The sequence below is a fragment of the Streptomyces viridochromogenes DSM 40736 genome (genome assembly GCF_000158955.1).
GTDB classification, from domain to species: domain Bacteria; phylum Actinomycetota; class Actinomycetes; order Streptomycetales; family Streptomycetaceae; genus Streptomyces; species Streptomyces venetus.
Genome location: NZ_GG657757.1, coordinates 8,161,494 through 8,176,356 on the forward strand (window position 1 = coordinate 8,161,494; position 14,863 = coordinate 8,176,356).

Consider the following 14,863-nt stretch of genomic DNA (forward strand, 5'->3'; position numbering starts at 1 on the left):
GTACGGCGGTTCGTGGCTGGGGAGCCGGGCCGCTGTCGCGGGGACCTGCGATCTCGTACAAGGGGGCCGGCGGGCGGAGTGGGGCCGCCCGCCGGCCCCTGGGCGTTCCTTCAGACCGGTGCGCTCACGCCCGGTCGCGGTGGCTCGTGTCGCACCACGGATAGCGCCGGCTGCGACGGCAGGTGCACAGGGCCACCCGGAAGCGGTCGGAGGTGACGACGGAGCCGTCCTCCAGCTCCACCTCCACCGGGCCCTCCACCAGCAGCGGACCCTTGCGCTGGACGGTGACGCGGCGTGGGGCCGCGGACCGGTCAGACGGGGAGTTCGGCACGGATCACCACCAGCTCTTCCCGGTTCTCGGCGGTGGCCAGCAGCCCCCGCTCCCGAAGCCAGCGCTCCCGGCCCCGCAGTACCGGCCCGAACGCGATCCGCCGGCGACGGGTCACCGCGGCCTTCAGCCCGGCCGCGCGCAGTCGCTGCACGGTCAGGTCCGGGTCGCTGAGCGCGGACTGCACCAGCAGCAGCACCCCGCCCGGACGCAGCAGGCCGGGCGCCTCCCGGCAGATCCGGTCCACGACGAGCCGTCCGTCATCGCCCGCGTCCCAGGCCCGGGCCGCACCGCGTGGCTGTCGGGTCCCGCCCGGGGCCGGTACGTAGGGCGGATTGGCGAGGATCAGGTCGAAGGACTCGCCCAGCACGGGATCGAAGAGGTTCCCGTGCCGGATGCGGACCAGGAGGCCGGCCCGCGCGGCGTTCAGCCGTGCGGCCCACACCGCCCTCCGGGACACGTCCACGGCGGTCACGTCAAAGCCCCGGCGTGCGGCCTCCAGGGCCAGGGCACCGGTCCCGGTGCCCACATCGAGCACCGCCGCGCCCGTCGGCAACGGCTCGTCGAACAGCGCACCGGCCAGCAGCTCGGTGTCCTCCTGCGGGGCGTACACGCCCGGGGGTACCAGTGGGTTCACTTCACTCGAGTACCCCGGCCATCAGGAGATATAGGCGGTTTCCTGGGTAAGCGGGGCGCGCAGTGACGAGCGGGACGCACGCCAGTCGGCGAGCAGCCGGGCGCCGAAGCGCTCCTCGACGAACTCGGTGGCGTCGACACCGAAGGCGACGTCCGGGGCGAGGTGCGGCTCCAGCTCCAGCAGACCGCCGATGACGTCGTGGCGCACCACCTGCTCGTGGACCGCGTCGGCCTCGACGTGCTCATCGTAGAAGTGCTCGGCGGCGGGCCCGGCGCCGGTGCGGCGCATCGCCTCGGCGAGCCGGCGCGACCCCGGCGATGAGGTGATCTCGACCGCCGCGAAGTGGCCGACCAGCGCGCCTCTGAGGGCCCGGTGCAGGCCGAACAGGGACATGAGGTTCACCGTGACCAGGGCCTCGGCGGACGCGGCGTCGAGGTAGCGGCCGTACGTGGTGTCCAGGCCGAGGTCCCTCATGAGGTCCGCGAACAGGCGGGCGTGCACACGGTCCGCGCGGCCACCGCCCCACTCGTCGAACTCCACCGCCGCCATCGCCGCCTTCGCCCGGCCCCACAGCCGCGGCAGCACCCAGGCGTGCGGATCGGCCTCCTTCAGGTGGTAGAGGGAGCGCTGGGCCGCGTACTCACGCACATGCCACAGTTCGCCCTCGTCGCGCAGGAAGTGGGTGACGCCGGTGCCGTCGACGGGCTCGACCAGAAGACCGGCCAGTGCCTCGTCCACACTGTCGTGGACCCGTGCGTCGCCGCGCAGGGCGGACAGGAAGCGATGCTCCAGGGCCGCCCGGGTGCGCAGCAGGTCGGGGTCCCACTCACGGTCGGGGGACACACCCGCGAAACCGCGGTAGTGCAGCTCGTAGCACAGGTACAACGCCAGCTGGAGGTCCTCCCCGTACACGGCGGCCCGGGCGACCTCCTCCAGGCGGGGCAGCCGGCCCGCGTCCCGCAGATACGCCTCGACACCCCCGCTCAGCGGCCCGCGCGGGGTGGGGAGCCCCGGTTCCCGGGGTTCTGGTTCTTCACGGTCGTGCGCCATGCGCGCCGGGTACCCGGCCTCAGCCCGGGGTCACCCGCCTCACGACATGCAGGAGGGCCCCTGGTTGCCGGTGTGGACACGACAACCAGGGGCCCGGGCCCGTCTCCTACTGCTCTCCCTCGGACTCCTCCTGCGCACGGGTGTTCGGGGTGGTGGCGTCTGCGGCCTCGCCCCGGTGGCGGCGCTGTTCAGGGGAGTCCTGGGTGCGGTTCTCGGCGTGCTCGATCTCGCGCAGCACCTCCTCGAATGCCGTCTCGGGCTGCTCGGAGGCGCCGTGGTGCTCGGGGTCCTTGTTCTGGGACACAGATGTCTCCTTCCTGCGTTCGGTGCGTCCGTTCATCTGTACGGGAGCTCAGCTGGAGGCGGTGGCGATGCGCAGCGGCACCGGGTCGGGAGGGGCCGCCTCCTCGTTCTGGCGGGTGACCTCAGCCCACCAGGACGGGCCGTCCTCTATGTGGCGCAGCAGCACCCCCTCGCGGATCGCCCACGGGCAGACCGTGACGGACCTGAGGCCGGTCAGCTTCATCGCGGTGTGCCCGACCACCGCACCGGCCAGGCTCTGCGCGGCCCGCGGCGCGGAGATGCCGGGCAGGTGCGCGCGTTCGGCGGCGGGCAGGGCGGCCAGCCTGGCGATCGCCTCCCGCAGCTCCCCTCGGTGCAACTGCCGGTCCACGAACGGGCCGCGGCGTCCGGGCGCCGCGCCGCACAGCCGGCCCAGCTGCTGGAAGGTGCGGGAGGTGGCGACCGCGGTGCGCGGACCCTCCCAGCGGATCCGTGCCGCGACATCCCGCATTTGATGGCGGACCTTGCGGCGCATCGCACGCACCCGCTCCGGCGAGGGCGGGTCCTCGTTCTCGAAGAACTCATGGGTGAGCCGCCCCGCACCCAGTGGCAGGGACGCCACGAAGTCGGGCAACCGCCCGCGCCCGAAGGCGACTTCGAGCGAGCCGCCGCCGATGTCGAGCAGGGCGAGCGGCCCCGAACGCCAGCCCATCCAGCGCCGGGCGCCGAGAAACGTCAGTTCCGCCTCGACCTCGCCCGGCAGCGTGCACAGGGCCACGCCCGTACGGGCCCGGACGGTGTGCAGCACCTCATGCCGGTTGGGTGCGTTGCGCACCACGGCGGTCGCGAACGCCAGCGGCCCGGCCGCGCCCCACCGGGACGCGGCCCTGCTCGCCTCCGCGACCGCGTGCACCAGTTGCTCGACGGCCTGCTCCGGGATGGGTCCCCCCGGTGTGACCTGCTCGGACAGCCTGAGCCGCCACTTGGCGGTGTGCACCGGGAGCGGTACCCCACCGTCCGCGTCCGCGACCACCAGTCTGACCGTCTTCGATCCCACGTCCATCACGCTGATTCGCATGGCCCGTGGGTACCCGTTTCCGGGGCGGACCAACGGAACGGCCCGCCGAGTACGCCGAAGATCCGCCAGGTGACGGCCGGTGTCAGGTCATCTGGCGCCGCACCAGCTCGTGCAGCCGGCCGCCCGTGTCGGCGAGGAGCTGCGCGGGCGGGCCCTGCTGGACGACCTTGCCGTCCTCCATGACCACGACCCGGTCGGCGTCCAGCACCGTCGACAGCCGGTGCGCGATGACGACCCGGCTGGCGTTGAGGGCCTTGGTGCTCTCGATGACCGTGCGCTGCGTCTCGTTGTCGAGGGCACTGGTCGCCTCGTCGAAGAAGAGGATGCGCGGCCGGCGGATGAGCGCCTGCGCGATCATCAGCCGCTGGCGCTGACCGCCGGAGACGGCACCACTGCCCGAGACGATGGTGTGCAGGCCCATCGGCATCCGCTTGATGTCCTCGGCGAGCCCGGCCATCTCGGCCGCCGCCATCGCCTCCTCCGGCGTGTACGGCTCGGTGCCGCAGATGACGTCCAGGATCGAGCCGGTGAACGGCTGGGCGTGCTGCAGCACCACACCGCACTGGCGGCGCACCGCCGACTGGTCGAGGGCGGCCAGGTCCTGACCGTCGTAGAGGACGCTGCCCGACAGCGGACGGTCGAAGCCGATCAGCAGGCGCAGCAGCGTCGACTTACCGCAGCCGCTCGGGCCGACGACCGCGACGAACTCGCCCGGCCGCACCTCGAACGACACGTCGTCCAGGACCAGAGGGCCGTCGTCCGAGTAGCGGAACGACAGCCGCCGTGCCTCGATCCCTCCGGACAGCGGACCCGGCCGGGTGCTCGCCGTGCGCACCTCGGGCGTCGCGTCCAGCACCGGCCTGATCTCCTCGAACAGCGGCAGCGCGGCCACGGCCGAGACGAACGAGCCGGTCAGCTGCGTGACGGAGGTCAGCACCATCGTCACCGAGGTGTTGAAGGTGAGGAACGCGGCCGCCGACATCGAGCCCCGGGCCGGGCCCGCCAGCAGCATGAACATCAGCAGGGTGCACAGCGGCAGGTACACAGCGCCCAGCACCGTCGTGAGGTTCTTGATGCGGCCGACCTTCGACTGGAGTTCCCGGCTGCGCGCGAACTCCGAGGCCCAGGCGGCGTACGCGTAGTTCTCCGCGGCGGCCACCCGCAGCTTGGGCAGGCCGCGCAGCGTCTGGAACGCCTGGTTGTTCAACTTGTTGGAGAGCACCACCAGCCGCCGCTGCCAGCGCACCTGCCACAGACCGAGTCCCAGGAACACCGCGGCGATGACGACGAGCATGCCGATCGCGGCCATCGCCATCGGCACGCTGAACCAGAACAGCAGCCCCAGGTTCATCGCCCCGACCGTCACCGACTGGGCGACCGTCGGGCCGACTCCCGAGAGCAGCCTGCGGATCGAGCTGATGCCCATGGCCGCACTGGCCAGTTCGCCGGTGGAGCGTTCGGTGAAGAACTTCGTCGGCAGTCTCAGCAGCCGGTCCCACACGGCCGGCTGGAGGGTGGCCTCGATCCGGCCCTCCAGCCGCAGGATGGTCATGTTCTGCAACAGCATGAAGGCCGCCGACACCACGCTGGTGAGCATCACCGCCAGGCACACCTGCACGATCAGGTCCGTCTGCGCCTTCGGCACGAACTCGCCGAGCACCTTGCCGGTCGCGATGGGCACCAGCGCGCCGATCGCCACCGTGACCAGACCGCTGAGCAGCAGGCCCGCGAGGTCGCCGCGCATGCCCTGCATGCAGAACCGCATCAGCCTGAGCGGGCTGAGACTCCGCTCGGGCAGCGGCCGGTAGAACATCACCGCGCGCGGCTCGAACTCGTCGGCGTTGGCCTTCTCGACCGGCGTCTCACGACCCGTCGACGGATGGACCGCCACGTACCCGCCGCGCCGCCACAGCAACGCCACCGGCGCGCCCGACAGGGCCCGGTGGCCGACCAGCGGCCCGACGTTGTCCCGCCACCAGCGCCCGTCGAGGCGTACGGCCCGGGTACGGACGCGGGAGGCCAGCGCGACCTGTTCGACCGGGTCGAGGCGGTCGCCGCCGGTGCCCTTCTGGGCGGGTTCGGTGAGGCTGATCCCGCCGGCCTGGGCGACGAGCTTGCACGCCGCGTACGTGGCGTCGGCGTCGGCCGCCGTGGTCCGTTTCGAGGACCGCTTGCCGATGGAGGCGAGCAACGTCTGGTCGGCCTGGGCGCGTACCGCCTCACCGGCCTTGATGCCCTCGGCCGTGCGCGTCTCGTGGGTGCGTTCCAGTTGCTCGATCCAGCGGTCCAGCGTGGTCAGCAGCCGGTACTGCTGGTCGACCATGCTCTGCCACAGCGCCGGGTCCATCAGCAGGTCGGCCGCGGCCTCCGCGCCGTACAGCGAGCCGTACTGCACGCTCCCGGGCGGCACCTGCATCCAGAACACGTCGTCGTCCGTGGGCGCGGCGGCCCGCTCGGTCGCCATCGGCGCCTGGAAGAGGATGGACAGGCTGCGGCCGACGCCCAGCGCGAGCGCGTACTCCAGCGGACTCGTCGTCGGCGGCACGTACTGCGGGTTGCCGTAGTCGTCGTACGACCACGTGGCGGTGTTGGCGGGCTGGTACAGCTCGCGCAGCCCGATGCGGTGCACCACGCAGTCCCGCAGCGGGCGGGCCACCAGCGTGTGCTGCGGCCCCGCCACCGGGCCGAGCACCAGCGAGCCCGCCTCCAGGCGGCCGAGGTGGTGCCAGTGGCCCTGCTGGCCGGCGTCGACCGCGAACAGGTCGACGGCGCCCGACGCGACCAGCCACAGCACCTGCGGGCCCTCCAGGTCCAGGCGGTTGAACCCGGCGCAGTCGATGCGCGAGCCCATCTGCCCGAACGCGCCCAGGACGAGGTCGCCCTCGTGTCCCTCGTGAACGGTCGTCATCTCACCGCTCCCTGACCAGCGCGGCGTACGCGCCACCGCGGGCCACCAGTTCCTCGTGCCGTCCCCGCTCCACGACCGTGCCGTGCTGGAGGACGACGATCTCGTCGCTGTCGCGGACGGTGCTGAGCCGGTGCGCGATCACCACACAGGCACAGCCGCGCCGGCGCAGGTTGTCCATCACGACCAGTTCGGTCTCCGCGTCCAGGGCGCTCGTCACCTCGTCGAGCACCAGGATGCTCGGCCGGCGCACCAGCGCCCGCGCGATCTCCAGACGCTGGCGCTGCCCGCCGGAGAAGTTGCGCCCGTCCTGCTCGACCTTGCTGTGGATGCCGCCGGGACGCCGCATGATCACGTCGTACAGGGCGGCGTCCCGCAGGGCGTCCTCCACCGCGTGGTCCGGGATCGACGGGTCCCACAGCGCCACGTTGTCGCGGATCGTCCCCTCGAAGAGGAACACGTCCTGGTCGACGAAGGAGACGGAGGCGGCCAGCGCCCCGCGCGGGATGTCCTCGATGCGCTGTCCGTCGATACGGATCACGCCCTCCCAGGGCGCGTACAGGCCGGAGATCATCCGGGACACGGTGGACTTGCCGCTGCCCGAGCCGCCGACCAGGGCGACCTGCTGCCCGGGTCCGACGGTCAGGTCGAAGCCGGTGAGCAGCGGCTTGTCGAGCGGGCTGTAGCCGAAGGTGATGTTCTCCAGCTCCACATGGCCCTGGAGCCGCCGGGTCGACTCACCGGAGCCGGGCCGGCCGTAGAGCGGGTCGGCCTTGAAGTTCTCCACGTCCTTCAGCCGTGCCACGTCCGCCGCGAAGTCCTGGATGCGTCCCGCGACGCCGTTGAGCCGGGTCAGCGGAGCGGTGAACCGGGTGACCAGCGCCTGGAAGGCGACCAGCAGACCGACCGAGATGTGCCCCTCGACCGCCCGCATGCCGCCGATCCAGAGGATCAGCGCGCTGTTGAGGGTGGCGAGCGTCGGTGCGACCACACCCAGGTAGGCGCTCGGCACGCCGAGCCGCTGCTGTTCCTCCAGCGTGGTCGCGTGCTGCCCCGCCCACTTGCGGAAGTAGCCGTCCTCGCCGCCGGTCGCCTTCATCGTCTCGATCAGCTGCAGGCCGGTGTAGGCGGTGTTGGTGAGCCGGGCCGTGTCGGCGCGCAGCTTCGCCGTGCGGGTGGCGCGCAGACGGATCACGACCCGCATGGCGACGATGTTCAGCAGCGCCACGCCGATGCCGACGAACGTCAGCTGCGGGTCGTAGGTGTACAGCAGTACCGCGTACAGGACAACCACGATCGCGTCCACGCCCGCCGCTGCGAGGTCACGGGACAGGGTTTCCGAGACGGCGTCGTTGGACTGGAGCCGCTGCACGAGGTCGGCCGGGCTGCGCTGCGAGAAGAACGTCACCGGAAGCCGCAGCAGATGCCGCAGGAAACGGGCGCTGGACAGCGTGGAGGAGATGATGCGGCCGCGCAGCAGGTTGGTCTGCTGGAGCCAGGTCAGCACGACCGTGAGCAGCACGCAGGCCGCCATCGACGCGAACAGCACGCCGAGCAGCGAGGTCTGGTTCCCGATCAGGAACTCGTCGATGTAGGTGCGGCTGAGCGCGGGCACCGCCGCGCCGACCGCCACCAGCAGCAGGCTCGCCAGGACCGCGGCGGGCATGGTGCCCGCGGTGCCGCGCAGCCGAGCGGGCATCGCGCCCAGGACGCCCGGCTTGCGGCCGCCCCGCGTGAAGTCCTCGCCGGGCTCCATCACCAGCACGACACCGGTGAAGCTGCCGTCGAAGTCCTCCATGGGGACGAAGCGGCGGCCCTTTCCGGGGTCGTTGATGTAGACGCCGCGACGGCCGAAGCGGCGGCCCATGCCGTCGTAGACGACGTAGTGATTGAACTCCCAGAACAGAACGGCCGGCGACTTCACCTCGGCGAGCGCGGCCAGGTCCATCTGCATGCCCTTGGCCGTCAGGCCGTAGGAGCGGGCCGCCTTGAGGAGGTTGCTGGCGCGCGAGCCGTCGCGGGAGACGCCGCAGGCGATGCGCAGCTCCTCCAGCGGGACGTGCTTGCCGTAGTGGCCGAGCACCATCGCGAGGGAGGCGGCGCCGCACTCGACGGCCTCCATCTGGAGCACGGTCGGTGTGCGGACCGTTTTCGCGCCCGCCTTGGGCACCTTGCGCTTCGGCGGAGCCGAGCGGCGCCGGCTCCGGCGCTCCTGGGTGGTCGCGCTCATGGCAGCAGCCAGTCGACGGGACGCTGGTCGGCCAGCTTGATCGAGCCCGAGGCCAGCGTCATGGAGGTCAGCTTGTACGGCGGGCCGTCCGCGGACGACCACTTGTAGCCGCTCTTCGTGGCGGACGACCTGTCCAGCCGGACCGTCACGGCCACCGGCCTGCCCTTCTTCGTGAACTGCTCGCCCAGCTGGCTGTCCCCGAGGAACGCGGCGATCTGCTGCGGGGACTGGGCCGAGCGGTCCACCGACTTCACATGGCCGCGCAGCACCCCGTACTCCTCGGTGGGCACCGACTGCACGGTCAGGTCCACGGTGGCGTCGTCGGGGATCGAGGCGGCGTTCTCGGCGGGGACGTAGACCGTCGCGTACAGCGTGTCCTTGGCGTGGGCGACCTTCTCGACGGCGGCGACGTTCGCGCCGGTCTGGATGATCTGCCCGACGGTCGCGGCGAGCGCGGAGACCCGGCCCGCGTCCAGTGTGCGGACGACGGTCTCACCCTGGCTCGTACGGACCTTCAGCACGGGGGAGTTCGCGGGCACCTGCTCGCCCTGCTTGGCGAGGACCGCGGTCACCTGGCCCGCGACGGGGCTCTGGAGGAGATAGCTGCCCTGCCCGTGCGTGATGATGGCGGGCGCGCTGACGGTGGAGGCCACCGAGCCGGTCACCGCCCACACCGAGGCGGCTGCCATCGCGACCACCGTCACCGAGAGGACGAGCCAGCCCTGCGGGCGGGCGAAACGCACCGGCAGGTCGAGTTCCTCCGGTGACTGAAGCTTGGCGAGGGCCTGTTGGCGGAACTGCAAGGAACTTCCCTCACCCGTAGAAGAGGTACGTACAGCCGTGTCAGGGGGGCTGGCGGCCGTAGCGGAGGTTCTTACGGAACCCGAAGAACCCGGAACCGCCGGCTGCGGTTCCGGGAATCAACGGCACAAGGGCTCGATCAGAGGCCGGAAACGAGGCCGGTGACCGGGGCCGTGTTCAGGCCGGTGACGCCCTCGACGGTGCCGACGGCGGTGTCGACCAGGCCGGAGACCGGGGCAATGCCGTCAACGGTGTCGGTGACGGTGTTCACGGCGTTCACGGACAGGCCGCCGGAGATGGCGTCGAGCTGGGCGTCAGCGATCTCGACGGTCTCAACCTGGGGGGTGGAGTTCATGATGGAACTTCCCTTCATATGGATATCTCACAAGGGGGGAGCGGCCCCCTCTGGGGACAGATGACGGCCGCGACCGCGAGTGCCGGACTCCCGTTTCCGAGTGCCCTGTGTGGCCCCGCGATGCGAAGGATCAAAGCACGCTGCGGGTGCGCGCTTCCAATCAACCACCCGTCTCACCAGGCAACTTGCGCCCCAGTGGCACCGAAGCGTGCAGATCTGCGCACGTGGCCGTGGCGAGTCCTTCACATGCGCCACGGCATCGGCTCATCCGACCCCTTGTCTCTGGGGGCGGCGAATCCGGCACTCCCGCCCCAAAGGCGTGAGCCGCGCGACGGGCGTGTGGATAACCCTCGGCTCGGTGACCGGGTTGAGCATTCGATGTGCAGATTCGCTGAAGGTGGGATTCAACTCGGCGATCGCAACAGATCGTTTCCGGGCGAATACGGACCGTGTCGGTTCGGGAGGGCTGGGGAGGGGCGTGCGGCTGAAAGGCCGTCATCCGGCCATGGGTGGCTGCCGGTCGGCAGGGGCCGGTGTTCCGGGCCCGCCTGTGTGACCAGGGCAGTCGCAGACCGCGCGGTCGGTGCGCGGGCGGCGGGAGTTGGCTGATTCCGCGATGCGAAGGGATCACTTGCAAACGGAATTGAACGCCCCACGAAGCCCGTGCGTACCAACAGCCATCCAGGCGCCCCCCAACTGCTGCCGGACGGCGGCACATACTCCGTCCCCCAGGAGGAGAGAAGTTTGAGTCACAAGCGAATTCCGAAGCGCAAGGCCGCGATAGCGGCGGGCAGCGTGGTGGCGCTGGGCGCGGCCGCGATCCTGCTCCCCAACGCCAATGCGTCGCAGGACGGTTCGTCCGACGACGCGGCCGCGGCGCCGAAGACCCTGAAGGCGGGCGACGCCTCGGATCTCGCCTCGCAGCTCTCCGGGCTCCTCGGTGAGGCGTTCGGCGGCTCCTACTACGACGGTGACAGCCAGCAGCTCGTCGTCAACGTCGTCCCGGGCGACAACAACAACGTGATCGTGCAGGCGAAGGCGGCCGGCGCGAAGGTGCGCGAGGTCGAGAACAGCTGGTCGGAGCTCCAGGACGGGGCGTCCACGCTGAAGTCCGAGGCGACCATCGCGGGCACCTCGTGGTCGATCGACCCGCGCACCAACAAGCTCCTGGTGACCGCCGACAGCACCGTGACCGGTGCCAAGTGGGACAGACTGGAGAGCACCGTGAAGAGCCTCGGCTCCGGCATGGCCACGGTCAAGAAGTCGTCGGGCACCTTCAAGCCGTTCGTCTCGGGCGGTGACGCCATCTTCGCGGGCGGCTCGCGCTGCTCCCTCGGCTTCAACGTCACCGCGGGCGACGGTTCGCCCGCCTTCCTGACGGCCGGTCACTGCACGCTCGGCGGCAACGAGTGGTCGGACTCCCAGGGCGGTCAGCCGATCGCCACGGTCGACCAGGCCACGTTCCCGGGCAACGGCGACTTCGCACTCGTGAAGTACGACGACCCGGCGACCGAGGCGCCCAGCGAGGTCAACACCGGTGACCAGACCGTCCAGATCACCGAGGCCGCCGAGGCGACCGTCGGCCAGCAGGTCTTCCGGATGGGCAGCACCACCGGTCTCAACGACGGCCAGGTGCTCGGACTCGACGCCACGGTGAACTACCCGGAGGGCACCGTCACCGGCCTCATCCAGACCGATGTCTGCGCCGAGCCCGGCGACAGCGGTGGCTCCCTGTTCACCCAGGACGGTCTCGCGATCGGCCTGACCTCGGGCGGCAGCGGCGACTGCACGGCCGGCGGTGAGACGTTCTTCCAGCCGGTGACCACCGCTCTGGAGGCGGTCGGCGCGACGCTCGGCGCGGGTGGCGCGGGCGCCGGTGCCGGTGGCGAGGCCGGTGCGGGCGAGGAAGGCGGTGCCGGTGCCGGCGCCGGCGAGGAAGCGGGTGCCGGTGAAGAGGCCGGTGCCGGTGGCGAGGCCGGTGCGGGTGCCGGTGAAGAGGCCGGTGCCGGTGAGGGAGCCGGTGCCGGAGAGCAGGCCGGTGGCGAGGAAGCGGGCGCCGGTGCCGGTCAGGACGCCGGTGCCGGTCAGGACGCCGGAGCCGGTCAGGACGCGGGCCAGGGCGTCGAGGACAACTCCGGTCTGACCGAGTCCCGCTGACCTGAACCCGTCGGTCTTCGGTCCGACGTCGCCGGCCCGGTTCCGCCCCCTTCCTGGCGGGACCGGGCCGGCCCACAGGTGCGTCTCCTGACGGCCCTTCTCATCCGATGGCCCTGAGCAGCAACAGGGCGATGTCGTCGAGCCGTTCCTCCCCGTCCGTGCGGTGCCGGTGGTGGACGAGGCTGTCGGCCAGCTCGTTCAGCGGCTGGTCCCCGGCGTCGGTCAGGTCCCGGCCCAGGTCCGCCAGGGCCTCCTCGAAGTCCGTGCCGGGGGACTCGACCAAACCGTCGGTGTAGAGGACGAGCAGGGAGCCGGGAGCGAGGGCGACCTCCGTCGTCGGGTACACCGCGGAGGCGTCGACGCCCAGCAGCGGGCCGCCCGCCAGGTCCAGGACGCGCACCCGCCCGTCCGGCCGTCTCAGCAGGGGCGGAGGATGACCCGCCCGGGACATCACGGCCCGGCCGTGCGCCGGATCGAGCCGCAGGTACAGGCAGCTGGCGAACAGTTCGGCACCCAGGTCGAGCAGCAGCCGGTTGGTGCTGCGCATGACCTCCTCCGGCGCCTGGCCCACCGCCGTGTACGCGCGCACCGCGGTGCGGACCTGCCCCATCAGCCCGGCCGCCGTGACGTTGTGCCCCTGGACGTCCCCGATCACCGCCGCCGCCTTGCCCTGGGCGCGCACCAGGTCGTAGAAGTCGCCGCCGATGTCCATGCCCTGCGTGGCCGGCACATAGCGGGCGGCGGCCTCGATGCCGGGCAGTGCCGGCAGGGAGTGCGGCAGCAGCGCCTCCTGCAGTCCGTGCGCGAGCCGGTGCTTGGCGTCGTAGAGCAGCGCTCGCTCCAGCGCCTGGGCGATCAGCCCGGCCAGGCTGGTCATCACCGCCCGCTCCTCCGTGGGGAAGACGTGCGGCTCGGCGTAGGAGAGCACGCACGTCCCCACCGGCCGGCCCTGCGCGATCAGCGGGAGATAGGCCCAGGCCGCGAACCCGTCGGGCGTGGCGATCCGCGCCGGATAGGGGCGCTCCAGCTGTTCCCGCGACTCGAAGAACGCGGGCACGCCCGTCCGCAGCACCTGTGTGCCGGGCATCGGCTCGGACAGCGGGCTCCCGTCGAACCGCTCCACCACGTGCGGGTCCCGGTATCCGCGGTGCCCGAGCACGCGCAGCCGGTTCGCCCGTGAGCCCAGGAGCACCAGGGCCTGGCTGCCCACGGCCGGCGCGATCTCGTCCGCGACCAGTTGCACCACGTCCTGCACACCCACCGCCTCGGTGAGCGCGCTGGCCAGATCCAGCACCTGCGACATGGTGACCAGCCGGGACGGCCTCCCGTCGGACGGGGGCGCGGCCTGGTTCATCTCCGACACGGCCCGGGACCTGGTGATCCGGACGCTGAGGCCTGTCGTGCTCGGGTACAGCCGGAACGACAGCCACTCGCCGGGCGGGCGCAGCGCCACGAACGAGGAGGTGTGCTGGCTCAGCAGCGCGGCCCGGTACCGGTCCTCGTACACCGGGTCGTTGAGCCACGGCACCGACGCCCACAGCTGGGTGCCGAGCAGCCGGCTGACCGGGACGTTCAGCAGCTCGGCCGCCGCCGCGTTGACGAAGCCGATCCGCCCGTGCAGATCCAGCGAGACCAGCCCGTACGGCAGCCGGCTCACCATCCGGGCCGCCTCCACGGTGCCGAGCGTGCCGGCCATCCCGCCCACCAAGGGGGAGGCGAGCAGATCGCTCTCGACGTGCGGCGGGACGCCGATCTCGGCGGCCCGCTCCAGCCGGACCGCAAGCCGGCCGCAGGCCGCGACGAGATGCTCGCGCTCCCGGTCCGACAGCTCCGCAGGGTGTCCGCCGGGCCAGGTCACGAAGACGGCGCCGTACACGGCGGTCTCGGTGGCTATCGGCACCGCGGCCAGCGCGAACGGGTAGGGCAGCACCACGGCGATCCGCGGATAGCGACGGGCCATCTCCTCCTCGCCGCCGACCCACACCAGCTCCCGCTCCCGCGCCGCGTCGGCGACCGGGATCGGCGCGTTCGTCCCCACCCGCTCCCAGGGCGCCGCGAACGCGCGGGGCAGCCCCGCCATCACCGCCATCTCCAGCACCGGCTGGTCGGCCGCCAGCAGGTACACCGCACCCGAGTGGGCGTGCACCTCGTCCATCATCGAGGCCAGCGCGAGGGAGAGCAGCGGTCGGCCGACCGGCGTCCCGGCGGCTGCCGGCGCCTGTGCGGACGACTGCCCGTCGGACACGCCGACCACCTCCTCGCACGGCCGCGCGACCGGGCTCAGGAACAAATCTCCCCCTTGGCGGGCCGACGCGCACTACGAGGGCGACGGGGCAGGGGTTTCGGTTACCGTCGGTCACAGGCGCACGGCCTCGGCCGGGGGGCTTCTCGTACCCCGACCGCCGCCACTCATGCCGCCAAAGTCGAAGCGCGGACGGGCGTACGGGCGCCATGCGTGCGCCCCCGCGCACCCTGATGGCCGGTTCTTCGCGCCCACGCAGGGTCACGGTCGCGAAAAATAGGGCACGCGCTCCACAGGACGAGGGGGCGCAATCGAGCCGAGGGGGTGGCAGTGATCCGGGTGCTTCTGGTGCACGACGAGTGTCTCGTGCGGTCGGTGCTGGCGGAGTGGCTGCGGGGGGAATCCGATCTGGCCGTGCACGACACGTCGTGGCGCGGTGCGCCCGGCATGATGCGGTCGGTGCGGCCGGACGTCTGCGCGGCGGACCTGGAGTGCGCCGACTCCTACGGCATCCCTCCGCTGGGTGAGTTATCCCGGCCCGGTCCGGACCGGGCACGCCCGCGGTTGCTCGTCCTCGCCAACGCGAACCGGCCTGGCCTGCTGAAACGTGCGGTCGAGGCAGGGGCGCTCGGCTACGTCGACAAGGAGGGCTCGCCGCAGAACCTGCTGCGCGGGATCCGGCGCGTCGCCGAGGGGGAACGTTTCGTCAACGACTCGCTGGGCTTCGGTTTCCTCAAGGCGGCCGAGATGCCGCTGACCCGAAGAGAACTGAGCGTGTTATCCCTCGCGGCCGAGGGA

At 71.8% G+C, this 14,863-nt stretch carries 12 protein-coding genes; 2 read left to right on the forward strand and 10 right to left on the reverse strand.

The window, feature by feature from the left end; all coding sequences use genetic code 11:
• Positions 1–124: 124 nt before the first annotated feature.
• From SSQG_RS35805 to SSQG_RS35845, 9 genes are all read right to left on the reverse strand, one after another.
• Complete coding sequence (locus SSQG_RS35805; protein WP_003994890.1) at positions 125–331, reverse strand: CDGSH iron-sulfur domain-containing protein; 207 nt, start codon at positions 329–331, stop codon at positions 125–127.
• Positions 312–965, reverse strand: coding sequence for a HemK2/MTQ2 family protein methyltransferase (locus SSQG_RS35810; protein ID WP_003994891.1), 654 nt, complete (start codon positions 963–965; stop codon positions 312–314). Before SSQG_RS35810 ends, SSQG_RS35805 begins: the two co-directional genes overlap by 20 nt.
• A gap of 21 nt (positions 966–986) precedes the next feature.
• On the reverse strand, positions 987–2,015 hold the full coding sequence (locus SSQG_RS35815) for an iron-containing redox enzyme family protein (RefSeq protein ID WP_003994892.1): 1,029 nt from the start codon (positions 2,013–2,015) through the stop codon (positions 987–989).
• Positions 2,016–2,121: 106 nt separating this feature from the next.
• Positions 2,122–2,319, reverse strand: coding sequence for a hypothetical protein (locus tag SSQG_RS35820; RefSeq protein ID WP_039934370.1), 198 nt, complete (start codon positions 2,317–2,319; stop codon positions 2,122–2,124).
• 48 nt (positions 2,320–2,367) lie between these two features.
• The gene (locus SSQG_RS35825; protein WP_003994894.1) at positions 2,368–3,375 is read right to left on the reverse strand and encodes a hypothetical protein; all 1,008 of its coding nucleotides are present in this window, start codon (positions 3,373–3,375) and stop codon (positions 2,368–2,370) included.
• An 82-nt stretch (positions 3,376–3,457) separates the two neighbouring features.
• Entirely contained in the window at positions 3,458–6,283 is a 2,826-nt protein-coding gene (locus SSQG_RS35830) for an NHLP bacteriocin export ABC transporter permease/ATPase subunit (protein ID WP_003994895.1), read from the reverse strand.
• 1 nt (position 6,284) lies between these two features.
• On the reverse strand, positions 6,285–8,510 hold the full coding sequence (locus SSQG_RS35835) for an NHLP family bacteriocin export ABC transporter peptidase/permease/ATPase subunit (protein WP_003994896.1): 2,226 nt from the start codon (positions 8,508–8,510) through the stop codon (positions 6,285–6,287).
• Entirely contained in the window at positions 8,507–9,313 is an 807-nt protein-coding gene (locus SSQG_RS35840) for an HlyD family efflux transporter periplasmic adaptor subunit (protein ID WP_003994897.1), read from the reverse strand. The genes SSQG_RS35835 and SSQG_RS35840 overlap by 4 nt, the downstream gene beginning before the upstream one ends.
• A 137-nt stretch (positions 9,314–9,450) precedes the next feature.
• Positions 9,451–9,666, reverse strand: coding sequence for a hypothetical protein (locus tag SSQG_RS35845; RefSeq protein ID WP_003994898.1), 216 nt, complete (start codon positions 9,664–9,666; stop codon positions 9,451–9,453).
• A 744-nt stretch (positions 9,667–10,410) separates the two neighbouring features.
• Here SSQG_RS35845 and SSQG_RS35850 point away from each other — a divergent pair.
• Entirely contained in the window at positions 10,411–11,823 is a 1,413-nt protein-coding gene (locus tag SSQG_RS35850) for a S1 family peptidase (RefSeq protein WP_003994899.1), read from the forward strand.
• A 100-nt stretch (positions 11,824–11,923) separates the two neighbouring features.
• Here the strand turns inward: SSQG_RS35850 and SSQG_RS35855 are convergent, their stop codons facing one another.
• On the reverse strand, positions 11,924–14,077 hold the full coding sequence (locus SSQG_RS35855) for a SpoIIE family protein phosphatase (RefSeq protein WP_039935700.1): 2,154 nt from the start codon (positions 14,075–14,077) through the stop codon (positions 11,924–11,926).
• A 318-nt stretch (positions 14,078–14,395) separates the two neighbouring features.
• On the opposite strand from SSQG_RS35855, the gene SSQG_RS35860 reads away from it, so the two are divergent.
• On the forward strand, positions 14,396–14,863 hold a 468-nt coding region (locus tag SSQG_RS35860), incomplete at its 3' end, for a response regulator transcription factor (protein WP_052310395.1).